This window comes from Bradyrhizobium sp. CCBAU 53340 (genome assembly GCF_015291645.1).
Classification (GTDB): domain Bacteria; phylum Pseudomonadota; class Alphaproteobacteria; order Rhizobiales; family Xanthobacteraceae; genus Bradyrhizobium.
Window position 1 is genome coordinate 5920564 of record NZ_CP030055.1, and the last position, 22450, is coordinate 5943013.

Here is a 22450-nt window from a genome sequence, read left to right on the forward strand (position 1 = left end):
CTCATCGGATTGTCCTTGCTCGGGCGTTTCCTCCCTAGACTTGGGCCGCTTGTCACAACAAGCGGCTCTTCTTTTTTGTGCAGCGCTAGCTGTGCATCCGGATGAACTGATCCATCGGCGGCATGTTCTGGTTCAGATGCGCCATGATCCAGACGGTGCCACCGACCACCAGGAAGACGACCAGCAGACCGAAGGCCAGCGCCAGCACATTGTTGGTGTTGTCAGGCCCCGTGGTGATGTGCAGGAAGAACACCAGATGCACCCCCATCTGCGCGATCGCGAGCACGACCAGCGCGACCGGGATCGACGGCTGCCAGACCAGATCGGTACCGGCAATGAAGAACGAGGTCGCGGTGAGCAGCAGCGCCAGACCCAGACCAACGACATAGCCGAGGATGCGCTCGCCGACGCTATGTTGCTCTTCGTCTCCCGGGGCGATGTCATGTTCGACATGCATATGCGTCTGATCACTCATGCGCCACCTCCGAGCAGGTAGACGACGGAAAAGACCCCGACCCAGATGATGTCGAGCGCGTGCCAGAATAGCGCAAAGCACATCATCCGACGCAGAACGTCGGCGCGAAAGCCCTTGGCAAAGACCTGAGCCATCATGGTGAGCAGCCAGAGCACGCCGGCCGACACATGCAGGCCATGGCAGCCGACCAGCGAGAAGAACGCGGTCAGAAAGGCACTGCGCGACGGACCATAGCCGCGGGCGACGAGGTCGGCGAATTCCCTGAACTCGATGGCGAGGAAGATCAGCCCGAGCACGCAGGTCACGGCCATGCCGAGATAGAACCAGAACCGGTTGCGTACGTCGGCGGCGATGCCGGCCATGCCGCAGGTAAAGCTCGACAGCAGCAGGCAAACCGTCTCGATCGCCACGTTGTGGGGCTCAAAAATCTCCGAACCCTTGGGGCCGTCGGCGGTCTGGCTGACCAGCACCGCATAGGCCGCAAAGAAGCAGGAGAACATCACGATGTCGGAGAGCAGGAACACCCAGAAGCCGTAGGCGGTCACGATCCGTTTCGGCGCGGGCCCGGGATGCTCGATGACGATACCAATGTGATGGGGATCGGCGTGCGCATGGCCGACGGTCGCGGTCATCGACATCAGATCGCTCCCGCCATGCTGACGAGGCTGCGCCGCTCCTCGAGATTGATCCGATCGATGCGGGCGACCTCATCGGCGGGAATGATGTATTCGTCATGGTCGCGCCAGGCGAACACCACGAAGGTCGCGAACGCGCCGATGCCGCCCAGGATCACCATCCACCAGATGTGCCAGATCAGCGCAAAGCCCATGATGCTCGCGAAGAACGCGCAGATGAACCCGGTCGGCGAATTCCGGGGCATTTCGATGTCGTGATATTCGGGCACTTCATGCTCGAACGATTGCTGCTGAGCGTGGCTCTTCATGTCCCAATAGGCGTCCTCACCCCGGACATCGGGATAGAAGGCGAAGTTGAACACAGGCGGCGGCGAGGACGTCGCCCATTCCAGCGAGCGGCCATCCCAGGGATCGCCGGTGCGGTCGCGCAACGCCTCGCGATTGCGGATGCTGACCACGAGCTGCATGATCTGGCAGATCACCCCGATCGTCAGCACGGCCATCCCGAGCGCTGCCACGACCATCCACGGTCGCCACTCCGCAACGTCATAATGCTGCAAGCGCCGCGTCATGCCGAGCATGCCGGCAGCATAGAGCGGCACGAAGGTGATATAGAAGCCGGTGAAGGTGAACCAGAACGCCAGCTTGCCCCAGCGCTCGTCGAGACGGAAACCGAATGCCTTGGGAAACCAATATTCAAAGCCGGCAAAGGCACCGAACAGCACGCCGCCGATGATCACGTTGTGGAAATGCGCCACCAGGAACATGCTGTTGTGGAGCATGAAGTCCGCGGGCGGCACCGCGACCAGCACGCCCGTCAGTCCGCCGATGATGAAGGTGACCATGAATCCGACCGCCCACAACATCGGCGTCGCGAAGCGGATGCGGCCGCCATACATCGTGAACAGCCAGTTGTAGATCTTCACCCCGGTCGGCACCGCGATGATCATGCTGGCGATACCGAAGATGGCGTTGACATCAGGGCCTGCGCCCATCGTGAAGAAATGATGCAGCCAGACCATGAAGGAGATGACGCAGATCGCCATGGTCGCGAGCACCATGGAGCGATAGCCGAACAACGCCTTGCCAGAGAAGGTCGAGACCACTTCGGAGAAGATGCCGAAGGCCGGCAGCACCAGGATGTAGACCTCGGGATGCCCCCAGGCCCAGATCAGATTCATGAACATCATGACGTTGCCGCCGGCTTCATTGGTGAAGAAGTGAAAGCCGAGATAGCGGTCGAGCAGCAGCATCGCGAGGGTTGCGGTGAGGATCGGGAACGCCGCGACGATGAGGAGGTTCGATGCCAGCGTGGTCCAGCAGAACATCGGCATTCGCAGATAGTTCATGCCCTTGGTGCGCAGCTTCAGCACGGTCGTGACAAGGTTGATCCCGGCGACCAAGGTGCCGACGCCGGATATCTGCAGCGACCAGGCATAATAGTCGACACCGACACCCGGCGAATAAGATAGTTCCGACAACGGCGGAAAGGCGAGCCAGCCGGTGCGCGCGAACTCACCGATCACGAGCGACAGATTGACCAGCAGCGCGCCGGTCGCGGTCAGCCAGAAGCCGACGGAGTTGAGCGTCGGGAACGCCACGTCGCGGACGCCGAGCTGGAGCGGCACGACGAGATTCATCAACCCGATCACGAATGGCATCGCCACGAAGAAGATCATGATGGTGCCGTGCGCCGAGAAGATCTGGTTGTAGTGTTCCGGCGGCAGATAGCCCTGGGACTGATAGGCGATCGCCTGCTGGATCCGCATCATGATGGCATCGCTGCCGCCGCGCAGCAGCATCACCGATGCCAGCAGGATGTACATGACGCCGATGCGCTTGTGATCGACGCTCGTGATCCATTCGTGCCAGAGATAGGGCAGATGGCCCTTCACGATGACCCAGATCAGCACCGCAAGGATCGCGACCAGCACCACGGCGCCAGCAATGAGCGGAATGGGCTGATCGAACGGAATGGCCGACCAATCGAGCTTACCGAGCATCAACGCCTCCATTGTGGGCACGGCCGGCATCGGACACGCGTTCCGGGCCGGGCCCCGGCGGAATGTGCTGGGTTGTGATCAGATCGAACAGGCGCGGATCTTCCAAACGATAGCTCGGCCTGCCCTTCTCGGTGCCCTGCTGCATCAGCTTCTTGTAGCTGTCCTCGTTCAGCACGGCGTCGGTCTTGGCGGTGGACGCGACCCAGTCCGGAAATGACAGCGGCGAGATCACGTTGACGTCGAACATCATGTCCGGGAAGCCGTCGCCGGAGAAATGCGCCGACAGGCCCTGCAGCTTGCCCTCATTGTCGGCGCGCAGGTTCAGCTTCGTCACCATGCCATTCATCGTGTAGATCATGCTGCCGAGCTGCGGGATGAAGAAGACGTTCATCACGCTCGACGACGTCAGCTGAAAATTCAGCTCGGCGCCGGCCGGCACCGTCAGCGCGTTGACCGTGGCGATGCGCTGGTCCGGATAGATGAAGAGCCATTTCCAGTCGAGCGATACGGCTTGAATCCGCACCGGACTGCCGGTGCCCGGCACCGGAGCTGCCGGATCAAGCTGATGCGAGCCGATCCAGGCAACGCCGCCGAGCAGGATCACAGTCAGCGCGGGGATCGCCCACACCACCATTTCGACGCGGCCGGAATAGACGAAGTCGGGCTGGAAGCGCGCTTTTGGATTCGACGCCCGAAACCAGAACGCAAAGGCCAGGATCGCGACAATGGTGGGCACCACGATCGCCAGCATGATGAAGACAGAATCGACCAGAATGGTGCTGTTGGCCGCAGCCACAGGGCCTTGTGGATCGAGCAGATTCATCGGCAAGCCACTGGCGGTTGGGAGCCCCGGGATTGAGCCTAGCGTGGGAGAAGACTCCGCAACAAACGCGATCGCGTGAGGTCGGTTCCTTCAGGCACGTGGGCAATCTCGTCCGGCGGCATGCAATTCCGTGCGATGTCAATGACATCGGCGCGGGGCGACCGGCCTTCTCACCTCTGCACGCCATTGCTAGTTTGCTCGAAAATATCGGGATGGCACGAGATGAACGGCCCTGAGGACGATGCCGGCCTCGCCGGCAGGGTGGCGATGATCAGCGGCGGCGGCGCCGCAGGCGACGGGATCGGTAACGGCCGCGCTGCAGCAATCCTGCTCGGCCGCGCTGGCACCAAAGTGCTGGTCGCCGATCGCGACATCAAGCTCGCCGAGCGCACTGTCGAGATGATCACGGCCGATGGCGGCACGGCCGCAGCCCATGGCGGCGACGTCACCAGCGAAGCCGATTGCCGGACATTGGTCGAAGCCGCGCTCGACCGCTGGGGCCGGCTCGATTTCCTTGACAACAATGTCGGCATCGGCAGCCGCGGCAGTGTGGTCGACGAGGCGGTGGAGCAATATCGCCGTATCATGCAGGTCAATGTCGAGACCATGTTCCTGTTGTCGAAGCATGCGATCCCCGCCATGATCAAGACCGCCAAGGGCGGCGCGATCGTCAACATCTCGTCGATCTCGGCGCTGCGTCCGCGCGGGCTCACGACCTACACGACCTCCAAGGCCGCCATCATCGGCCTCACGCGCGCGATGGCGGTCGATCACGGCCGCGACAATATCCGTGTCAACTGCATCTGCCCGGGACCGATGTACACGCCGATGGTCTATGCCCGCGGCATGAGCGAGCAGGCCCGCGCCAACCGCGCCAAGGCCTCCCTGCTCAAGACCGAAGGCACCGGCTGGGACGTCGGCCACGCCGTCAAATTCTTGCTCAGCAACTTTGCCCGCTACATCACCGGCCAGGTGCTGGTGATCGACGGCGGCGTGACGTTGCAGGCACCCGAGCGCGAGTCACAAGAGCACTAGAGGAAACAAGGAAAATGGCCCGCCTGCCCTATCTCGAGGCCGACCAGGTCGCGCCCGAATATCGCGACATGCTCAAGCGCAACACCAATCTGCACAAATTGCTGGTCAACTCGCCGGAGATGGCGCGGGCCTTCAACGGCGTTGGCGGCTATATCCGCTTCAAGAGCAAGCTCGATCCGCGCCTGCGCGAACTCGCCATTCTCCAGGTCGGATGGATGGAGAAATCGGAATACGAATTCACCCATCACGTGAAGATCGGCAGGGAGTTCGGCGTCACAGACGAGGACATCGCCGGCCTGATGGCGGAGACTGCCGACAAGCCATCAAAGCTCGAGCCGCTCGCCAAGGCCATTCTGAGAGGCGCCCGCGAGATGGTGGGCGATCTCGCAATGTCCGAGGCGACCTTCGCCGAGATCAAAGCACACCTCTCCGACGAGCACATGGTCGACCTCGTCCTGACCATCGCTTTCTATTGCGGCGTGGTGCGCGTGCTCGCCACCATGAAGATCGACAATGAGCCGTATTACAAAGAGGTACTCGAGCAGTACCCGATCCCGGGAGTGAACTGACATGCGCTTGAAGGACAAAGTTGCGATCGTGGTCGGCGCCGGCCAGAGCCCCGGCGAAGGCATGGGCAACGGCCGCGCCACCGCGCTCACTTTCGCCCGAGAGGGCGCCAAGGTGCTGTGCGTCGATCATCACATGGAGTCGGCGCAGGAGACCGTCGCGATGATCGCTGAGAAGGGCGGCGCCGGCGCGGCCTTCAAGGCGGACGTGACCAAATCTGCCGACATCAAGGCGATGGTCGCGGACGCGCAATCGCGCTGGGGCCGGATCGATATACTGCACAACAATGTCGGCGTCAGCCTGTCCGGCGGCGATGCCGAGCTGCTTCAAATCACCGAGGAGGCGTTCGACCGCGTCGTCGCCATCAACCTGAAGAGCTGCATTCTCGCAGCGAAGGAAGTCATCCCGATCATGCGTACGCAGCGAAGCGGCGCCATCATCAACATCTCCTCGATGGCGGCGATCACCACCTATCCTTACGTTGCCTACAAGGCCACGAAGTCGGCGATGATCGCGTTCACCCAGCAGCTCGCTTACCAGAACGCCGAATACGGCATCCGCGCCAACGTCATCCTGCCGGGCTTGATGAACACCCCGATGGCGGTCGACACCCGCGCCCGCGAATGGCACAAGACCCGCGCCGAGGTCGAGGCAGAGCGCGACAGCAAGGTGCCGCTGCGCAAGAAGATGGGCACGGCGTGGGACGTCGCCAACGCCGCGCTGTTCCTGGCCTCGGACGAGGCGAATTTCATCACGGGTGTGACGCTGCCGGTGGATGGCGGGGCGAGTGTGAGGCGGGGGTAGCTCCATCTTCTCTCCTCGAAGGCTGAAGCCACATCAGTGCGTCACCCGCCATATCGTGCCGCCGGTATCTTCGGAGATTAGCAACGATCCATCCTTCGCCACCGCGATCCCGACCGGCCGTCCCCACACCTGGGTGTCGTTCACGACAAAGCCCGTGACGAAATCCTCGTACTCTCCGGTCGGCTTGCCGTCCTTCATCCTGATGCGGATCACCTTGTAGCCGGTTCGCTTCGAACGGTTCCAGGAGCCGTGCTCGGCCGCGAAGGCGTCGCCCTGGTATTCGGATGGAAATTGCGTGCCCTGGTAGAAGGTCATCCCGAGTGAGGCCGAATGCGGCTGCACCAGCACATCCGGCACCGTCACCTTGTCCTTGAGGTCCGGTCGCGCGCCGGCATGACGCGGGTCTTCATTGCTGCCGATGTAGAACCACGGCCAACCGTAGAAGGCGCCCTCCTTCACGCTGGTGACATAGTCGGGCACGAGATCGTCGCCGAGGCCGTCGCGCTCGTTGGTGGAGCACCAGGGCAGCCCGGTCTGCGGCTGGATCGCAAGGCCCACGCAGTTGCGGATGCCGGTGGCATAGAGCTTGCGGTCCTTGCCATCCGGATTGAAGGAGAGCACCGCCGCGCGTTCGGCCTCATAGCCCCAGGACGCTCCGAGCGCCTGCGTACGCGACCAGGACTCCAGCCCACCGGGCGGGCTCCCCATGCCTTCGGCGACATTGCTGGCGGAGCCGACCGACACCAGCATGCGCTTGCCGTCCGGCGTGAACACGATATCGCGGGTGGAATGCCCCCACCCTTGCGCGAGGTTCGCGACCACGATTTCGGGCTTGCCCGACGCCTTCAGGTCGCCGGCGTGATAGGGAAAGCGAACGACGTTGCCGGCATTGGCGACATAGACCCATCGCGGATTGTCGCCGTCCGGGAAGAAGGCGATGCCGAAAGGACGGCTGAGCCCGCTGGCAAAAACTTCGTTGGTCGCAACCTTGGTGCCGTCCTCCCCGAGACGTAGCACGCGAATGCGCCCGGGTCCGGTCTCTGCAACGAAGATGTCGCCGTTCGGCGCGACGCGCAGCACGCGCGCATTGGACAGGCCGTCAGCCAGCAGATCGATCTTGAAGCCTTCGGGCACCTGCGGCGTCGCACTGCCACGTGCGGTTAAGCGCGTGGGATTGGAGACCGAGGGCGAGGCGCCCGGTCTAACCAAATCCTGCGGGCGGATCAGCCTGACGGTGCCGGGCTTGTCAGCCTGCCAGCTGCCATAGGCATCCTTGCCTTGCAGCACGGTCTCGGCTTGCGCGCCGACGCAAGCGGCCAAGAGCCATGCGGGCACCATCATGCGCGAAACGCGAGATATCACGTCAGCTTCCTCCCGGACTTCATTTGCCAAATCCCAAGTCAGCTCGTGCCCGCACGATGTGCAGATGGTGCGACCCATCGTACTGGAAAACGGCGCGGATCGGTGCAACACATTGTAAGGGCACGACCGCCGGTTGCGGTCATCAAAGCTGCGGCACCGACGTCGCGATTGATGGGATGACTATGTGGGGATCGATCGTATCGGAATGGGCGAGCCTGCTGCTGCGCTGGCTGCACGTGGTGGCGGCGATCGCCTGGATCGGCAGCTCCTTCTATTTCATCGCCCTTGACCTCAGCCTCAAGCCCAACAGCGACCTGCCCGATGGCGTGCAGGGCGAGGCCTGGCAGGTCCATGGCGGCGGCTTCTACCGGATCATGAAATATCTGGTGGCCCCCAGCCAGGTGCCGGACGAGCTGACCTGGTTCAAATGGGAAGCCTACACCACGTGGCTGTCCGGCTTCGCGCTCATGGTGGTGGTGTACTATCTCGACGCCGATCTGTTCCTCATCGACAAATCGGTCCTCGACTTGACGCCGGTCCAGGCTGGATTGTTCAGTTTCTGCAGCCTCGCGCTGGCCTGGCTGCTTTACGAGACCGCCTGCCGCACGGGGCTGGCACAGCGCGAGCTGCCCTTCGCCATCGGCGGCTATCTGTTCCTGGTGGCGCTCACCTACGCCTTCACTCATGTGCTGAGCGGCCGCGGCGCCTTCAACCAGATCGCCGCAATCATCGGCACCATCATGGTCGCCAACGTCTTTGCGGTGATCATCCCGAACCAGAAGAAGATCGTCGCGAGCCTGATCGCGGGCCAGGCCCCCGATCCGAAGCTCGGCAAGACCAGCAAGGAGCGCTCGGTCCACAACAACTATCTGACGCTGCCGGTCGTCGTGCTGATGATCAGCAATCACTACCCCCTGCTCTACGCAACCCGCTTCAACTGGATCATCGTCGCAATCGTGCTGGCGCTGGGGCCGGTGATCCGCCACTTCTTCAATGAAGGGCATGCCGGGCGCAAATCGCCGTGGTGGGTATGGGGCATCGCGGCAGCCGGCGCGATCGCGATTCTTTTCCTCTCGGCAGCCGGACCGCGCGAGGTGAAGAGCGGCGCGCTGTCGGCGCAGCCGACCCTCGCCAATGTCGAGGAGATCGTGATGTCCCGTTGCAGCATGTGCCACGCGGCCGAGCCGGTCTGGGCCGGCATCGTCACCGCGCCGAAGGGCATTTTGCTCGACGCCCCCGAGCACATCCACCGCAACATCCGTCTGATCGGCCGTGTCGCGGCCTGGTCCAACGCGATGCCGCCGGGCAACGTCACGGAAATGACCAGCGAGGAGCGCGCCGTCCTCGCCGCCTATATCGGCGAGCAGGATCGCTGACCCCGAAAGCGCGCCGCTGCGGCATTTCGCGGAATGAAATTCCGGATCTTTCGCCGATTTGAAAATGACTTGATCGTCCATCCGGCGTAGACAGGACGAGCGGCTGCGCGGGCCGTCCAAAGTCATTTTGCATTCGGGGAAGTCACAGTGGCCCTCAAGAACATCATCGGTATCGACCACGCCGTAGTCATGGTGAAGGACCTCGACAAGGCCGCCGAAAACTATCGCCAGCTCGGCTTCACGCTCTCTCCGCGCGGCACCCACAGCGCGCATATGGGCACCGGCAACTACACCATCATGTTCGATCCCGACTATATGGAGCTGCTTGGCGTGCTGGCGCCAACCGAACACAACGCGCCGGCGCGCGCTTATCTCGAGCGGCAGGGCGAGGGCATCGAGCGCATCGCCTTCACCGCGGTCGATTCCGCTGCAGGCGCCGAGGAGATCCGCGCGCGCGGCCTGACGCCGATCGGTCCGACCGATTTCGAGCGGCCGGTGACCTTGCCTGATGGCGCGGTCTCGGCCGCCAAATTCCGCACCTTCATGTGGCCGACCGCGGAAGCGCCCGGCGGGGTGCGCATCTTCGCCTGCCAGCACAAGACGCGCGAGACGGTGTGGATCCCCGAGCTGATGAAACACGCCAATGCGGCCAAGCGGATCAGCCAGGTGCTGATCGCAGCGCCCGAGCCCGCAGCGGAAGCCGCGCATCTAGCGCGGCTGATCGATCGCGAGCCGAAGGCGGCGGCCGACGGTGCGGTCACGGTGACATCAGGCGGCGGCCGCGCCGATTTCGTCTATCTGACGCTGGAGCAGCTCGGCCAACGCTATCCCGGCGTGCCGCTCGCTGGCCTCTCGGGGCGCGGCGGTGCGGCCCTCGTGCTCGTCAGTGGCGATCTCGCAGCGACCGAGAAGGCCCTCGGCCCGGCCGGTGTCCGCGGCGGCGCTGCCATCGTCGTGCCTCCAGCCAAGGCCAACGGCACCCTGCTCGCCTTCATTGCCGGCTGATTGGAAGCAATTCTTTAACGCGCGTTTACCTGGCGGCTCTAGGATTCCCCCCGAAGTCCAAGCCGCCCGGGACCACGCTCATGTTCAAAGAGGGATCGCCGATCGCTTACGACGCGCCGGCCGAGCTGAAGAAGTGGCCGTCGCTGAAGGGCGAGCGGCAGAAGGACCGCGGTCCGCCCTATCTCGTCTACAACGGCACGCTCGCCGATTGCGTCCGCGAGCTCATGGGCAAGCCCATCAAGGGCATCTCGCTGTACGACATCATGACGAAGCCGCAAGCAGCCTTCGACCAGACCGTGCTGTCGCCCGGCGATGCCGCCGAGATCGCGATGCGCAAGGATTTCCCCAAGGCGTAAGCGCCCGCCTTCTTCAAGACCGCTCCCAACCGCGGAACCCGATTGCGTTCCCACGGCCGGAACACCGTACTAACACCTGCTCTCCCGCGGAATCGCAGCTTCGCCGCAATTACGGTTAAGAAGTCCTTGTCACCGGCACCCGCTGGTCGTTCTCCCACAGTTCGAGGACTCTTACCGAGATGCGATTTCTCGTCGCGGCTTGCGCTGCGTTCCTGCTTCTGATGTGCGACGTCAGCCCGGAGCCAACCTGGCAACCTTCCAGCTTCGAGATCGCAACGCCCAAGGCCGATCGCGCGCCTTCGCTGGTTCCTCTGGTCGAGATGTTTCTTGCGAGCGTGCAGGCCATCGAGCTCGCCAATGCGCGCGCCTCGTATGAAGAAACGATCGAGCCGGAGCCCGCAGTCGAAGCTGCCGTAGAGCCTCCGCCCTCACCGACCGAGCAATTCTGCCGTGCCCTGAAGGAAGCGGCCGAGGAGAGCGGCATCCCCGTGCCGTTCTTCGCCCGCCTGCTTTGGCAAGAGAGCCGCTTCAAGTCGAACGAGGTCAGCCAGGCCGGCGCGCAAGGCGTTGCGCAGTTCATGCCGGAGACCGCTGCTGAAATGGGGCTTGATGATCCCTTCGATCCCATGAAGGCGCTGCCCGCATCGGCAAAGTTCCTGCGCAAGCTCCGCGACGATTTCGGCAATCTCGGCCTCGCCGCGGCCGCCTACAACGCCGGCCCTGGCCGCATCCAGAAATGGCTCGCCAAGGAGAGCGAGCTGCCGCGCGAGACGCGCGACTATGTCCGCATCATCACCGGCACCAAGGCCGAGGACTGGATCGAGCGCTCGGACGCGCTGGCGATCCGGATCGACCTGCCGCGCGAAGCGCCCTGCGAAGGCGTCGGCAGCCTCTCCAAGACGAGGGATGTCGCCTGGGTCCCCGCGAACCTCGCACCCTCCACCGCCATGATCATCCGCAAGGCCGAGCAACTGGCGGCGCGGCTCTCGGCCAATCGCGCCCGCAAGCGCCTCGTCTCCCTGCTCCGCAAGAACGCGTCGAGCCGTGGCAAGGCGCGCAGCATGATCGCGACGCGCGCAGCAAAGGGCGCCAGGTCACGCGTCATCCGCGTCGCGGCGCGTGAACGGTCGTCGGGCTAGCTCGGCCTCGGGAGGCTGGGCGCCCCGCCATCCCAAAACGCGAAAACAACCCCATGCACAGTAGCCGGCGCCCCCGTCAGAGCGGCGCTTGCGGGCGGGCGACTGCTGAATTTCAGAAAATCATTTTGATTCGTCGGGCAAAACAGGAGCATGATGGCATCATCGCGCCATCAGCCCGTGTCCAGCCCCGCCCGATGATGGGCGCGCTCGACCCGGCAGTGCGACAACGCCTCATCACAACCTGAAAATCTCAACCGCCGCGACAGCAGGCGCGCGATCGGCTTCGCGCCGCAAGCCCGAGCCTGCGCCGGCAAAAGGACACTTCGCATGACGACATTACCAACGACTATCGAGACGATGCCCATCGCGGTCGACGACCGTGCCGCCCTCATCGCAAGCCCGAAAGTCAGGCTCCGCCGCAACCGCATCGTGATCGACCATCCCGATGCGCCGACCGGCGAAAAGCTGCTGGCGGAGGCGCTCGGCGCGGCCGACCGCGACGCGCTGCACGGCATCCTGAGCCAGTTGGTGAAAGCCAGCGCGGTCGCGCGCAAGCCCGACCAGGGCAATCTCTCCTTCATGGTCTCGATGCTGAAGAGCATCGCGCCAAAGGACTCGCTCGAATCCATGCTGGCGGCGCAGATGGTGAGCATCCAGATCGCGACAATGCGCTGCGCCTGCCGCCTCGCCTGCACCGACGACGTGACGCAGCAGGAGAGCCTGACGCGCGCGCTGACCCGGCTGGCCCGCACCTATGCAGCCCAGGTCGAAGCCCTGAACCGTCATCGCAGCAACGGCGCCTGCGCGATCACGGTGCAGAACCTGTCGGTGCAGGACGGCGGCAAAGCGGTGGTCGGCCATTTCACCCAACACGCCAGCTTGATCGCAGCGCAGCCGGGCCTGGCTGAAGTGGCCACCGCATGAGCCACCCGCGCAACGTCGCCACAATGCGGTCCAGTCCACGCTGCGGCGCGCAAACGCGCAATGGTGAAGCTTGCCGCGCCCCGGCGCTGCGCGGCAGGATGCGTTGCCGCATGCACGGCGGCGCATGGGGATCGGGGGCGCCGTGTGGAAACAGCAATGCCGTCAAGCACGGCTATTTCACCAGCGAGGCGATCGAGGAGCGGAGGTTCGTGCGCACCGTGCTTGAGGACGCTGAGGATCTGCTGCGCAGGCTGCCGGCGGCTTCGGACACCATCCGCAACCCACGCGAGAGCGAAACCGGATGCACCACGCCGGGAACGGATTCGCCCCTTCGCACTTAACAAATGATAGTGCCAGAGAGGTGCAATCATGGGCCAGTCAAAGCCGATCCGGCCGACCGCGCTCGTCGTCGAAGATGACGACATTCAGCGCGAGATGCTCGCGCTGCTGCTCGAGGAGAGCAATTTCGAGGTGCTCCAGTGCGAGGATGCTCAGACCGCCGCCTTGGCACTCAAGGCACGGCACCCATCCCTGGTCGTCACCGACATCAATCTGGTCGGGGACATGGATGGGGTGGAACTGGCGCACCTCGCCCAGCAGCAGAACGCCAACACGCGGATCATCGTGATCTCGGGTCGTCCGCTACCCCGGCCGCTGCCGCCCGGCGCAAAGTTCCTCACCAAGCCGGTCTACCCGACAGCGCTTCTGGCGGAAGCGAGACAGTAGAGACGTTTTGCTGACATCGCGTGCAGGCGTTGTCCTTGGATCCGGCCAGACGCCGGCTGTCGGCGCAGCGTCTCGACGGGGGGCTGCTTGAACGAACGCGATTTCGAACCGCAACTCAGGGACGATGGCTATCAAGAGATCGCGTATCAGAGGCTCGATTCCCGTCCGGACAAAGCAAGGCGTCAGGTCCGCTTATGAACAGTCCGCTCGGACCAATCAGCTCACTCCAACCAGCGCCTTGCAGACCTCCCGGCTGGCTTCTTGGAACAATTTGACGGCACCTCCGGCCCGTCGTCCCTTCAAGGTGATTGAGGCTATCGGGGCGGAAGTATCACCAAGATCGACGTTCAGCGCGCGCAGCCATGCGCTACTCGATCGCATTCTGAGTATCTGCATGGGCAATAAGGTTATAAACCGGCTGCTCGCCAACAGATTCAACCGCATGTAGATTGAAATCGTGGTGACGGTCGTTGGCGGAAGCGGCAGGTTATGTCGCCGAAATAGCTCGACGCCGGTACGGCCCAAAAAAGAATCGGGCGGCGAGAGCGTCCATTGCTCTTGCATAAGTTCTGCGAGCTTCAACTTCTTCCTCGATCGCAGGAGCGGATGCCGTCGCTCCGCCATCACCGCAAGGGAGGATCTAAACAGCACCTCCGCAGACAAATCATCCGCGACCGGCAACGGCGACCAGCGCGTTATGGCCAGATCAAGCGCTCTCTGGCGGAGAGCATGCTCCAGCGCATCCCGGTCGCCTATCGTGATATGATACCTGATGCCAGGATACCGGCGGACGAGATGTCCGATGATTTCTGTAACGATGGCGGTGACCGGCTCGGTTGTACCGATCGCAACGAGCCCTTGCGCCGGATCTGACCTTTGCACAATGTCGGTAACACCTAGCTTTATTTCGTCGAAAACGACGCGCGTGCGATCGACAAGAAGGCGACCACACTCAGTGAGTTCGACCCCGCGCGAGGTGCGATCCAGCAGCGCAGCCCCGACGGCGTGCTCCATGTCGGTGATGGCTTTGGAGATCGCAGGCTGCGACAATCCAAGGCGATGAGACGCTTTGGCCATGCTGCCGACCTCTGCGACGGTCTGCAGCGTATGCAGATCCTTGAGGCGCAGGCGTCGGCCGATGCGGTCCTGCCATTGCATGAGTGTTCACCTCACGTTATAGCCCGATAGGAAATTGCGATTTCAAGTTATACCGTTGTTGCCTCAGCATAGCGAGAAGGAAAGCCGGCCGGATCATTGCGTGCTGTCCGAAGCACATGGAGAACGCCATGCAGCTTTACTCGCGTCGCGCCATACTGGGCGGGTTTTCGGCTCTGGCTCTTCCGCTCCCCGTTATTGCTGCCGACCAGCCGCTGAAGATCGTATTTCCGTTTCCGCCTGGCGGGTCGGGAGATTCGATCGCCCGGCTGTTTGCCGACCAACTCCAGACAAGGCTCGGCAAGGTGACCCTTGTGGAGAACCTTGCCGGCGCTGGCGGGCGCATCGGCGCTCGGGCGGTCAAGAATGCGGCACCGGGAGAGGAGGCGGTGCTGTTTGCTTCCGCTTCGCAATTCACACTCCAGCCGCATCTCTTCAGGAGCCTGGGATATGATGCAGAGCGCGACTTTGTGCCACTCTCGCAGGTGATGACGGTCGATCTGGCTCTGGCGGTCAGCGGGAAGCTGCCCATCCATTCGGTGCACGAACTCATCGACTGGATGAAGGCCAATCCCGAACAGGCCGTGTACGGCTCGCCGGGAGCAGGTACAGCACCTCATTTCATCTGCGACGAGTTTGGCCGGATCACAGGCCTGAACCTGCGCCACACGCCGTACAAAGGTACGCCTGCTGCCCTCCCGGATGTGCTGGCCGGCAGGGTCCCGATGTATATGGCGTTTCTTTCCGAACTCCTGGAGCAACATGGAGGCGGTGGCATACGCATCATCGCCACCACAGCCGCTGCGCGATCTTCCTTCCTGCCCCAAACCGCGACTCTCAAGGAGAGCGGGATCGATATCGATGCGTCCGGATGGTTCGCATTCTATGCACCAGCCCATTCTTCCCCTCAGTTCGTTGAGCGCCTGGGAAAGGAGATCATTGCAATCGGGAGCGATCCCGAAATTCGCGCAAAGATTCATGCCATGGGGTGCGAGCCAACAGGAACGACATCGGACGAACTTAAGCATATTCAGCGCGCCGAGTTCGAACGCTGGGGACCGATCGTCAGGGCGTCAGGATTCCCGATCGAAGACTAGGGCGGCACATGACCACCAATCCCCCCGAACAGTTGTTGGACCTTGTTCAATCGCACCGCGTGACGGCTGTGATCTATGTCGCTGCCAAGCTGGGGCTGGCCGAATTGCTGCGCGATGGACCGCGAACGGTCGAAGAACTCGCGAGTCGAACCGACGCGGACCGGGACGCACTGGCCCGTTTGCTCGTCGCTCTCTCGACCGTCGGCATTTGCTCTCGCGTCGGCGAAGGCCGCTACTTGCTAAACGAACTGGGGGCCGGGCTCGACGGTGCTGCTGAACGATCGTTCAAGAACTGGGTCATCTTTGAAGGCTCCATGCTGGTCAGGAGGTGGGATGGTCTTCTGGATTCGATCATGTCGGGGAAGACGGCTGCCCAACTCCAGGACGTCGACGACAATTTCGATCTGATGGCGCGCATGCCGGAGCATGTGCGGATATTCAATGAAGCGATGACAGACCTGACACGGCTGGTCACGCACGATGTGCTGCAGGCCTACGACTTTGGCACGATCTCCCACTTGATGGATGTCGGAGGCGGCTCCGGGGAACTCATGGGCGCCGTGGCGAGAGAATATTCGAATATCAAAGGAACGGTTTTCGATCTGCCGAGGTGCGCCGACGCCGCCAACCAGCACTTCGGGCACCTCGGAATCTCCGACCGCATCGAGTTTGTTGCAGGCGATTTCTTTCACGCGGTGCCTGCAGTGGCCGATGCGATCATCTTGAAAAGCATTATTCACGACTGGGATGATGAGCGCAGCCGCATCATTTTGGGAAACTGCCGCAAAGCGCTTCCCCAAAAAGGCAGACTGCTGTTAGTCGAACGCGCGATGCCGGAATTGCCCGGTACCGATGACGCGGGCAGGTCGTGCGCGATGAGCGATTTAAACATGCTGCGCGGTCCAGGTGGACGGGAACGGACCGAAAGGGAATATTATCGGCTCCTGACCGAGAGTGGCTTCCGTCCCATCGCGGTTCTCCGCGCCGGCCGCTTTAATCTGACCGAGTCGCGACTTTGTTGAGACTTGGAACCCGGCGCCGGCTATGTGGCGATGCGCCAGAGGCGGACAAGCACGCCGCAAGGATTAGGGGCGTGCTATTCGATGACATCATCCCGGTGCCAGCATCGGCGGCACGCCACCCGGCACCGCCCTGACGCCCGGCACTCGATAAGCGGCCATGCGGTCGTGGAGCGTTTGACACTCATGAGGGTCGTCCTTCTCCACGACCCTCGTCTTGAGGCACGCGGCGACATCATCGATACGACGTTGGATTTCTGGCGAGGGCATCGTCTGAGCCACAATCTCTTCTGGTTGAAAGCATAGTCCGGCGACGCATAGCAATGCGGCCAACAGGCGTAATCGCGACACAATCATCGGTTGCCCTCGTTTATGGCAATCGACCTTAGCTTAGTCGACCGCGTAAGCGGGAAGATTCTGCAATTGGCCCATCTGCGAAGTTGCGCCTCGGCGGCCGGAAGTCCGCTCGTTGAGCCAGAGCGGACCAGAATTGCTCAACCTGAGTTCTTCGCTGTTTGCCCCGAAGCGGACCTTGGTCAGCCTGTCCGCGTCTCCGCTGCCATAACTCAGGAGGGCCGTCCGGATTGCTTAATGCGCATCTCAGTCGCCCACTCCGTCAGGCACTGCTCGGCATACCGCAGGCCTTTATTGACCCGCTCCAAGCGGTCCCGTCCGGCATCGCTTTCGGGGCCTAGCGCAAGGGCTTCAACGATGTACTGCCCGGCCGTCAGGACACCCTTGCTTACCTCGTCAAGAGCAAGGATGCAGTCACGTTGGCGAGCTTGAGCTTCTTCGGTCGCGGGCTTCACTTTCTTTGCGATGGCCTGTTGAGCCGCTGTTCGAAGAGTTAATCGGCCATGCAGGCTGCACAACTGTCGCACGTGTTCTGGCGCACTGTGCAGGTCGAAGCGGTTAAATAGTTCCAATATCTGGGCATTCCAGGAGACGAGCTCAGCGAGCGCCTTCGCCACAGCGCGGGCACCGGTCTCGGTTAGCGTGTAGACGCTTGTTACGTCCGGTATCGACAGCGTGTCTGCCGTGATCCGCTGTGTCCAACCTGCATGCTCCATCTGCGACCACAACGCATCGTTGGCGCTGCCCACTCCCGTTACCATCGTGCTTCCGGGACGAGCCGCAGCGCCTTCATTGACGGACAAATCACCGGCCGAAAGGGTCGCCAGCCAGAGGCGAAGCTGAAGGCTGTCGAAGCCTGCTGAGTTGGGAGAGTTGCTCAGGTGGGGCCTATTGGTTGCCTATACGGGGTAGCGCCATTTCAACGCGCGCCGCAGGAAAAGCAAAGCCACGATGATCATAAGGGCGGCGAACCAAAGGAAAGCTGGAACTGGCGATTGATTGTGAATGTGGGCGATGTACAGCACCAGCGCTAGAAGGATGGCAACCAGCGCGTTCGACACCCAGTACAACGGTGAACGCAAAATTCCTGTTGCTGCGAGTTCAGCAGTACGTTCGTGCGCTCGTGCTACGCGCCACCAACAATAGCCGAAGAACGCAAGGGCAATGATCCAGTCCATCCCCAGCCTGTTCCCATATAATTTTGTAAATAGTCTTGTTCAAACGGCTCAAATTAGCTGCATCAGACCATCTTGCGGCCGAACGCCAGACTTCGCCTATTGGCCCTCCTCTCCGACAAATTCCGCCTTCGCGCCGCTCTTTGAGGACAAGCGGACATCGATTCACGCGGTTAATTCATGAGTACGCGGCCTCGTCAGATGCGTTGTCTCTCCCGAGAGCCCTGCCATGGGCACGGCATGATGACGCCCTGAATTGGTCGCCATTTGCGAGCTGCTCGGGAGGAACGATCGGGCCTAGTTGACGGTCGCCAACATGGCGCGGCATTCCCCGAACTTGTCGTCCTTGCTGTCCTTCAGGTCGCGGCCTGGAATCTTCTGTCCGGCCTTGAGCGGAAAGAAACTCTCGGCCAAGGCCCTGTCGTCCGGTGTCTGCAATGCCCGATTGATGTAGGACATATGCTCCTCGCCATCGAAGGCGATTTCGGATCGCTGGTAAAATCCCCGCGCAAGTCGTTGACGAAGCTCCGCCAGAAAATCGAACATCTCGAGGTTGCGGGGCGGGACGGATGAACGATCCTTGGCCCATCGGAAATAATAGATCGGGTCCGCCAGGAAGAAGATTTCAAGCGTGGTCGCAATATCGCATTTCTCTTGCCGGATGATCCATAGCAGCGGCGCGTGGCTGTAATCCCAATTCCAGCTCGTCGCCACGATATGCCAGACATCGGGATCGGACGTTGTCATGAGCCAACGGGCAAACCTGACAAATTTCTGGGGCGGGTCATCGGTCCAGGGCGAACAATGCTCGGCCCAGCTCAGCAGCATCTCATCGGCGTTCTCGACGGATTTCCAGATGTTGGCGAGTTCGCGCTTGCGATCCGTTCCGGCCCTTCGTTCGGCCTCTTGCCGTTGCCGCCGCGCCCACGCCTCGTCGAGGTCAACGCGATACAGGCTGAATGAATACACCTCCCCATTCTTTATGGAGATGTCGATTCTCACATTCAACGCGGCTGGTTTGACCTGATACCTGATAAACCCGTGCTCGTCGGGCTTGCCTGTCTGGCCGTCCGCCAAACGCAGATCAGGCAGTGCCTTCCGCAGGGCGTCGACCGTCATGCCGATCTGTACGCCGCACACCGCCACGTCACGGGGGAACATGGCCGAATACAAGATGGAATCGATGACCCCATCTGCATGTGAAAAATTGACCGACACGCCGGTGGTTCTTTGAAAGCCGCTGAACATATCCAGCGCCCGCTTCTTTTCCTCCGGCCCAAGCAGCGCTTCAATCTCGGCAGGGATCATCAGAGGACGGAGTTGCGACAATTGCTGAGCGAGGGACATCGGCCAGGCCTCGTAATGGACGGAAATATACGGCGATTTCTTGGGCCAAAATAATGGTTGAAGCGTTACGCCAATTCGTAACATTAGCCGCGGCGCTCGAATAGCTGAACCCGCGAAGGCTAACCCTTTGCTAACGCGCTTCAGTTCGCCAATGCCGCGTGGCGTTTTGCCGTTCATGCCCCAAAGGCGACATCAGCCGCTTCAAGCCGGGGAGCCCGATATTCCAAAACATTTGGAAAGACAGTACCGCTGAAAGAATGCCATTGGCGGAGCAACGAGGGCATAGGGAATGGCGAGAAGCACCAGCCCGAAGGCGAACCAGATCACGAAGCCCAGCGGCGACAAGATGAGGAACAAGGGGTTGATCCTCCAGACAGGGAGGACGATCAATGAAACAACACAGAAGACGATCATGATCTGCGCAATGATCGCGCTAACGATACCAAATGTCACGCCGACAAGCATCAGCGTTTGGCGGAACGAGTAATCTTGTTGACGAAAGATGATCACGTACCAGCAGGCAGGATACACAATCAGGCCCGGACTCGCGAAGAAGACCATTTTTGCGAGCGTAGAATTCGGGTTCTTGTCGCCTAAGCCCACAAACAGCAAAAGAAACATTCCAACGAGCGTCAATGCTGCAACAGCAATGGCGCTGACTATGCCTGTCCAGAGAAATCGGGCCGACCGCATGACCTGGTACACTCTGCCAGATACTTAAATGCATCCTATAAGAGCAGTTTAAAGTTGTCTGTTTCCGGCCCTGCTCGGAAGTCCGACAATGCCCGCTTTCGCGCCGCTCTTGGGGGACCAGCGGACATCGCTTCACGTGGTCAATTGATGAGCACGCAGCCTCGTCAGAAGCGTTGTCTCTCCCGAGAGTCCTGCCATGGGCACGGCATCATGATGTCGTGAATTCGTCGCGATTTGCGACCCGCTCGGGAGGAACGACCGCCGGCGATTTGTGTTGGCGGGTATCCGCGATGGAGATTCACAATGAGAGTTGGCGACGCAATGACGCCCGACGTGCAGCTTTGCACCCCACAGGACAGCATCCGCGATGCAGCCGAGGCGATGGCGACGCTCAAAGTGGGCCTGTTGCCCGTGGCTGAAAATGACCGCTTGGTCGGAATGATCTCGGATCGCGATATCGCCACGCGAGGCGTTGCGATGGGCCTGGGGCCGAACGCGCCGGTCCGGAACGTCATGACCGCAGACGTCAAATATTGCTTCGAAGACCAGGAGATCAATGAGGTCACGAGCAACATGGCGGATATCCAGGTGCGGCGGCTCCCCGTGCTCAACAGGGACAAGCGGCTGGTCGGCATCATCGCACTCGGCGACATTGCCGTGTGCGGGCCGGGCGACGGCGCCGGGAAGGCGCTGCATGGGATTTCGCTGGCTGGCACATAGCACGCGCGGTCACGCGGCAGGCGTGCCCGCTGCGAGTTCCGTGACGTCTCAATGACGTGCAGTTCCCTGCCCCCGGATTGAATTGCTCGCAACAGCGGGGAACTTCCCGCGCCTGCACCACTTTGGTTGGGCAACGGAAGAGCTTGCCATGAACGCAGAGACGGAACTGAAATTCCGGATTCCGCCGCGACAGATGGCGTCGGTCTTGTGCAATCATCGCCCGCGCGGCGCCACGTCCCGGCAGACGCTGGTGTCGACGTATTTCGACACGCGCAAACACAAGCTCGGACGACATGCCCTGACGCTTCGGGTCCGCGAGGTCGAAGGTCATTTTGTGCAGACCGTGAAGGCGGACGGCTCCGGAAGCATGACGCGTGGCGAATGGGAGAGCGACGTTGCCGGCGCGAGGCCCGATCTCGGCAAGGCGAGCAATTCCCCGCTTCACCGCTTCACCGCCAAGAAGCTTGCGCGCAAGCTGAAGCCGATGTTCCGGACCGAAGTTCGTCGGACCGCTCAGGCCAGACGGGTTCGAAACAGCCGGATCGAGCTCGCAATCGATCACGGTCGGATTGCATGTGGACGCCGGTCGCGGCCCGTTTCCGAGCTGGAGCTGGAATTGAAATCCGGGCGCATCGCAGATCTGTTCCGGCTGGCGCGGAGACTCGAACGCAGCACGCACGCCGAGCTCGACCTTCGTTCTAAATCCGAGCGAGGCTTCGAGCTGGTCGCGGGAAGCGGCGGCGGCGCGCATCATGCCGAGCCGATCGCGCTGAAGCATGCCCTGTCTCCGCGCGATGCATTTGCCGTCATCGCGCGTTCGGCGCTGCGGCAGATCACGGCGAACGCCGATGCCGTGCGCGCCAAGGAGCCCGAGGGAATACACCAGATGCGCGTCGGCTTGCGGCGGCTGCGCGCTGCCATCTCCCTGTTCAGGGAGCTGCTGCCGCGCGCGAGCACCGCGCGGATCAAAGCCGAGCTCAAATGGCTCACGAACGAGCTGGCGCCGGCGCGCGAGCTCGACGTGTATCTGACGCAGAGCATCGCGCCGGCTGCCGATCAGGGCGTTCCGAAACGCGGCGTCCGCGCCATCCGCAGCAGGTTCGAAACGCAGAAAGAGGAGGCTTTCGCCCGCGCTCGTGACGCCGTCGGATCGGCCCGCTACCGCCGCATGCTGATCGACGTCATGGAGTGGATCGAAAGTGGACGTGCTCGCGCAGGCGATGACCGATCGATCGCCTCCTATGCCGCCGAGGTGCTCGACCGGCGGATCGGGAAGGTGCGCAAGCAGGGCAAGCAATTGGGCGAGCTCGACCCGCGGCAGCGGCACAAGCTGCGTATCCGGATCAAGAAGATCCGCTATGCGGTCGATTTCTTCGAGAGCCTCTATCGCGATCGTGACCAGAGCACGCTGGCCTCCCTGTCGGATCGGCTGAAGCGAATCCAATCCGCGCTGGGATCGCTCAACGACTTCATGGCACATCGCACGTTGGCGACGGAGGCAGCCCTGTCAGCGCCGCCGGCAAACCGGCGCGCGCAGGCCTTTGTGTCGGGCTTCATCGTCGGCCGGGAACGCAAGGCGGCTCACGGCCTGATGCAGGACGCCGAAAAGGAGCTGCATCGGCTGCATCGGCTTAACATCGCGCCCGGCAAATGAACTTCA

Annotated in this window: 24 protein-coding genes; 14 read left to right on the top strand and 10 right to left on the bottom strand. The window is 62.1% G+C overall.

The genetic code is table 11. From position 1 onward, the window contains the following. Positions 1 to 85: 85 nt before the first annotated feature. Genes cyoD through XH89_RS27920 form a run of 4 tightly spaced genes read right to left on the bottom strand, consistent with a single transcriptional unit; the run spans position 86 to position 3936 of the window. Positions 86 to 475 (bottom strand): cytochrome o ubiquinol oxidase subunit IV, encoded by a 390-nt coding sequence (cyoD, locus tag XH89_RS27905; protein ID WP_194463573.1) that lies wholly within the window; start codon positions 473 to 475, stop codon positions 86 to 88. Next, the gene (locus tag XH89_RS27910) at positions 472 to 1113 is read right to left on the bottom strand and encodes a cytochrome (ubi)quinol oxidase subunit III (protein ID WP_194463574.1); all 642 of its coding nucleotides are present in this window, start codon (positions 1111 to 1113) and stop codon (positions 472 to 474) included. Before XH89_RS27910 ends, cyoD begins: the two co-directional genes overlap by 4 nt. Then, positions 1113 to 3113, bottom strand: a complete 2001-nt coding sequence (cyoB, locus tag XH89_RS27915; RefSeq protein WP_194463575.1) for a cytochrome o ubiquinol oxidase subunit I — start codon at positions 3111 to 3113, stop codon at positions 1113 to 1115. The genes XH89_RS27910 and cyoB overlap by 1 nt, the downstream gene beginning before the upstream one ends. Further along, a complete protein-coding gene (locus XH89_RS27920) occupies positions 3103 to 3936 on the bottom strand; it encodes a cytochrome ubiquinol oxidase subunit II (protein WP_194463576.1) in 834 nt (277 codons plus the stop codon). The genes cyoB and XH89_RS27920 overlap by 11 nt, the downstream gene beginning before the upstream one ends. Positions 3937 to 4158: 222 nt before the next feature. Between XH89_RS27920 and XH89_RS27925 the strand changes: the two genes are divergently transcribed. Genes XH89_RS27925 through XH89_RS27935 form a run of 3 tightly spaced genes read left to right on the top strand, consistent with a single transcriptional unit; the run spans position 4159 to position 6342 of the window. Next, positions 4159 to 4971 (top strand): SDR family NAD(P)-dependent oxidoreductase, encoded by an 813-nt coding sequence (locus XH89_RS27925; RefSeq protein WP_194463577.1) that lies wholly within the window; start codon positions 4159 to 4161, stop codon positions 4969 to 4971. Between the two features lie 14 nt (positions 4972 to 4985). After that, positions 4986 to 5540 (top strand): carboxymuconolactone decarboxylase family protein, encoded by a 555-nt coding sequence (locus tag XH89_RS27930; protein ID WP_194463578.1) that lies wholly within the window; start codon positions 4986 to 4988, stop codon positions 5538 to 5540. Position 5541: 1 nt separating this feature from the next. Further along, positions 5542 to 6342 (top strand): SDR family NAD(P)-dependent oxidoreductase, encoded by an 801-nt coding sequence (locus tag XH89_RS27935; protein ID WP_194463579.1) that lies wholly within the window; start codon positions 5542 to 5544, stop codon positions 6340 to 6342. Positions 6343 to 6375: 33 nt separating this feature from the next. On the opposite strand, the gene XH89_RS27940 is transcribed toward XH89_RS27935, so the two are convergent. Beyond that, on the bottom strand, positions 6376 to 7680 hold the full coding sequence (locus tag XH89_RS27940; RefSeq protein ID WP_194468654.1) for a sorbosone dehydrogenase family protein: 1305 nt from the start codon (positions 7678 to 7680) through the stop codon (positions 6376 to 6378). 206 nt (positions 7681 to 7886) lie between these two features. Between XH89_RS27940 and XH89_RS27945 the strand changes: the two genes are divergently transcribed. The 7 genes from XH89_RS27945 to XH89_RS27975 all read left to right on the top strand — a co-directional run bounded on the left by XH89_RS27945 (position 7887) and on the right by XH89_RS27975 (position 13230). Continuing rightward, the gene (locus XH89_RS27945) at positions 7887 to 9080 is read left to right on the top strand and encodes a urate hydroxylase PuuD (RefSeq protein ID WP_194468655.1); all 1194 of its coding nucleotides are present in this window, start codon (positions 7887 to 7889) and stop codon (positions 9078 to 9080) included. Between the two features lie 147 nt (positions 9081 to 9227). After that, on the top strand, positions 9228 to 10085 hold the full coding sequence (locus XH89_RS27950) for a VOC family protein (protein ID WP_194463580.1): 858 nt from the start codon (positions 9228 to 9230) through the stop codon (positions 10083 to 10085). A gap of 80 nt (positions 10086 to 10165) precedes the next feature. Next, a complete protein-coding gene (locus XH89_RS27955; RefSeq protein ID WP_100179281.1) occupies positions 10166 to 10441 on the top strand; it encodes a hypothetical protein in 276 nt (91 codons plus the stop codon). Positions 10442 to 10620: 179 nt separating this feature from the next. Further along, entirely contained in the window at positions 10621 to 11580 is a 960-nt protein-coding gene (locus tag XH89_RS27960) for a lytic transglycosylase domain-containing protein (RefSeq protein ID WP_194463581.1), read from the top strand. Positions 11581 to 11907: 327 nt separating this feature from the next. After that, a complete protein-coding gene (locus tag XH89_RS27965) occupies positions 11908 to 12504 on the top strand; it encodes a hypothetical protein (RefSeq protein WP_194463582.1) in 597 nt (198 codons plus the stop codon). Further along, positions 12501 to 12845, top strand: a complete 345-nt coding sequence (locus XH89_RS27970; RefSeq protein ID WP_194463583.1) for an HGGxSTG domain-containing protein — start codon at positions 12501 to 12503, stop codon at positions 12843 to 12845. Before XH89_RS27965 ends, XH89_RS27970 begins: the two co-directional genes overlap by 4 nt. Before the next feature lie 28 nt (positions 12846 to 12873). Further along, positions 12874 to 13230 (top strand): response regulator transcription factor, encoded by a 357-nt coding sequence (locus XH89_RS27975; RefSeq protein WP_194463584.1) that lies wholly within the window; start codon positions 12874 to 12876, stop codon positions 13228 to 13230. Positions 13231 to 13446: 216 nt separating this feature from the next. Here XH89_RS27975 and XH89_RS27980 read toward each other — a convergent pair whose 3' ends face one another. Continuing rightward, positions 13447 to 14388: a LysR family transcriptional regulator gene (locus tag XH89_RS27980; protein WP_194463585.1), complete on the bottom strand. Its 942-nt coding sequence runs from the start codon at positions 14386 to 14388 to the stop codon at positions 13447 to 13449. A gap of 128 nt (positions 14389 to 14516) precedes the next feature. Here XH89_RS27980 and XH89_RS27985 point away from each other — a divergent pair, with 128 nt between their 5' ends. Beyond that, entirely contained in the window at positions 14517 to 15482 is a 966-nt protein-coding gene (locus XH89_RS27985; RefSeq protein WP_194463586.1) for a tripartite tricarboxylate transporter substrate binding protein, read from the top strand. Positions 15483 to 15490: 8 nt separating this feature from the next. Beyond that, the gene (locus tag XH89_RS27990) at positions 15491 to 16504 is read left to right on the top strand and encodes a methyltransferase (protein ID WP_194463587.1); all 1014 of its coding nucleotides are present in this window, start codon (positions 15491 to 15493) and stop codon (positions 16502 to 16504) included. Positions 16505 to 17067: 563 nt separating this feature from the next. On the opposite strand, the gene XH89_RS27995 is transcribed toward XH89_RS27990, so the two are convergent. From XH89_RS27995 to XH89_RS28010, 4 genes are all read right to left on the bottom strand, one after another. Continuing rightward, positions 17068 to 17604 carry a hypothetical protein gene (locus XH89_RS27995; protein ID WP_194463588.1) on the bottom strand — a complete coding sequence of 179 codons (537 nt, stop codon included), beginning with the start codon at positions 17602 to 17604 and terminating at the stop codon, positions 17068 to 17070. 150 nt (positions 17605 to 17754) lie between these two features. Continuing rightward, positions 17755 to 18033, bottom strand: coding sequence for a hypothetical protein (locus XH89_RS28000; RefSeq protein ID WP_194463589.1), 279 nt, complete (start codon positions 18031 to 18033; stop codon positions 17755 to 17757). A 294-nt stretch (positions 18034 to 18327) separates the two neighbouring features. Beyond that, positions 18328 to 19377 (bottom strand): DUF4274 domain-containing protein, encoded by a 1050-nt coding sequence (locus XH89_RS28005; protein WP_194463590.1) that lies wholly within the window; start codon positions 19375 to 19377, stop codon positions 18328 to 18330. A 201-nt stretch (positions 19378 to 19578) separates the two neighbouring features. Then, the gene (locus XH89_RS28010) at positions 19579 to 20070 is read right to left on the bottom strand and encodes a hypothetical protein (protein ID WP_210345232.1); all 492 of its coding nucleotides are present in this window, start codon (positions 20068 to 20070) and stop codon (positions 19579 to 19581) included. Positions 20071 to 20373: 303 nt separating this feature from the next. Here XH89_RS28010 and XH89_RS28015 point away from each other — a divergent pair, with 303 nt between their 5' ends. After that, on the top strand, positions 20374 to 20790 hold the full coding sequence (locus tag XH89_RS28015; protein ID WP_194463592.1) for a CBS domain-containing protein: 417 nt from the start codon (positions 20374 to 20376) through the stop codon (positions 20788 to 20790). Between the two features lie 148 nt (positions 20791 to 20938). Beyond that, entirely contained in the window at positions 20939 to 22444 is a 1506-nt protein-coding gene (locus tag XH89_RS28020; protein ID WP_194463593.1) for a CYTH and CHAD domain-containing protein, read from the top strand. The last annotated feature ends 6 nt before the right edge of the window (positions 22445 to 22450 follow it).

Excerpts from the sequence above, each read along its gene's own strand:
- cyoD (WP_194463573.1), bottom strand. The coding sequence starts at position 475 with ATGAGTGATCAGACGCATATGCATGTCGAACATGACATCGCCCCGGGA.
- XH89_RS27910 (WP_194463574.1), bottom strand. The coding sequence starts at position 1,113 with ATGTCGATGACCGCGACCGTCGGCCATGCGCACGCCGATCCCCATCAC.
- cyoB (WP_194463575.1), bottom strand. The coding sequence starts at position 3,113 with ATGCTCGGTAAGCTCGATTGGTCGGCCATTCCGTTCGATCAGCCCATT.
- XH89_RS27920 (WP_194463576.1), bottom strand. The coding sequence starts at position 3,936 with ATGAATCTGCTCGATCCACAAGGCCCTGTGGCTGCGGCCAACAGCACC.
- XH89_RS27925 (WP_194463577.1), top strand. The coding sequence starts at position 4,159 with ATGAACGGCCCTGAGGACGATGCCGGCCTCGCCGGCAGGGTGGCGATG.
- XH89_RS27930 (WP_194463578.1), top strand. The coding sequence starts at position 4,986 with ATGGCCCGCCTGCCCTATCTCGAGGCCGACCAGGTCGCGCCCGAATAT.
- XH89_RS27935 (WP_194463579.1), top strand. The coding sequence starts at position 5,542 with ATGCGCTTGAAGGACAAAGTTGCGATCGTGGTCGGCGCCGGCCAGAGC.
- XH89_RS27940 (WP_194468654.1), bottom strand. The coding sequence starts at position 7,680 with ATGGTGCCCGCATGGCTCTTGGCCGCTTGCGTCGGCGCGCAAGCCGAG.
- XH89_RS27945 (WP_194468655.1), top strand. The coding sequence starts at position 7,887 with ATGTGGGGATCGATCGTATCGGAATGGGCGAGCCTGCTGCTGCGCTGG.
- XH89_RS27955 (WP_100179281.1), top strand. The coding sequence starts at position 10,166 with ATGTTCAAAGAGGGATCGCCGATCGCTTACGACGCGCCGGCCGAGCTG.
- XH89_RS27960 (WP_194463581.1), top strand. The coding sequence starts at position 10,621 with ATGCGATTTCTCGTCGCGGCTTGCGCTGCGTTCCTGCTTCTGATGTGC.
- XH89_RS27965 (WP_194463582.1), top strand. The coding sequence starts at position 11,908 with ATGACGACATTACCAACGACTATCGAGACGATGCCCATCGCGGTCGAC.
- XH89_RS27970 (WP_194463583.1), top strand. The coding sequence starts at position 12,501 with ATGAGCCACCCGCGCAACGTCGCCACAATGCGGTCCAGTCCACGCTGC.
- XH89_RS27975 (WP_194463584.1), top strand. The coding sequence starts at position 12,874 with ATGGGCCAGTCAAAGCCGATCCGGCCGACCGCGCTCGTCGTCGAAGAT.
- XH89_RS27980 (WP_194463585.1), bottom strand. The coding sequence starts at position 14,388 with ATGCAATGGCAGGACCGCATCGGCCGACGCCTGCGCCTCAAGGATCTG.
- XH89_RS27985 (WP_194463586.1), top strand. The coding sequence starts at position 14,517 with ATGCAGCTTTACTCGCGTCGCGCCATACTGGGCGGGTTTTCGGCTCTG.
- XH89_RS27990 (WP_194463587.1), top strand. The coding sequence starts at position 15,491 with ATGACCACCAATCCCCCCGAACAGTTGTTGGACCTTGTTCAATCGCAC.
- XH89_RS28000 (WP_194463589.1), bottom strand. The coding sequence starts at position 18,033 with ATGGACTGGATCATTGCCCTTGCGTTCTTCGGCTATTGTTGGTGGCGC.
- XH89_RS28005 (WP_194463590.1), bottom strand. The coding sequence starts at position 19,377 with ATGTCCCTCGCTCAGCAATTGTCGCAACTCCGTCCTCTGATGATCCCT.
- XH89_RS28010 (WP_210345232.1), bottom strand. The coding sequence starts at position 20,070 with ATGCGGTCGGCCCGATTTCTCTGGACAGGCATAGTCAGCGCCATTGCT.
- XH89_RS28015 (WP_194463592.1), top strand. The coding sequence starts at position 20,374 with ATGAGAGTTGGCGACGCAATGACGCCCGACGTGCAGCTTTGCACCCCA.
- XH89_RS28020 (WP_194463593.1), top strand. The coding sequence starts at position 20,939 with ATGAACGCAGAGACGGAACTGAAATTCCGGATTCCGCCGCGACAGATG.